At 42.7% G+C, this 234-nt stretch carries 1 protein-coding gene; it reads right to left on the reverse strand.

Annotation, left to right across the window (positions count from 1 at the left end; all coding sequences use genetic code 11):
- Positions 1-47: 47 nt before the first annotated feature.
- The coding region (locus tag NXS07_RS21470) for a hypothetical protein (protein WP_258087702.1) at positions 48-234 on the reverse strand (187 nt) is incomplete at its 5' end.

Raw genomic sequence — 234 nt, forward strand, 5'->3', positions numbered from 1 at the left:
GGATTGGGGTTCCATGGGGTGAACTGCATGTTGTGTCCTCCCAGTCATTATTGTTTCCTGAGTAGATAGGAAAGATAACGAATAGCTCGACTGTAAAAAACGGGTCTCTCACAAGCTATGTCATATCCGGGGTAACTCAGATTCCCTTCGTGGTATTCCTGTTCCTCTTTAGGATATTTTTTATATATTCGGGCATTAGCCTCTGCTTTAATGGCTCCACGTTTGCTGAAATAT

The sequence above is a fragment of the Xenorhabdus bovienii genome (assembly GCF_024721015.1).
Classification (GTDB): domain Bacteria; phylum Pseudomonadota; class Gammaproteobacteria; order Enterobacterales; family Enterobacteriaceae; genus Xenorhabdus; species Xenorhabdus bovienii.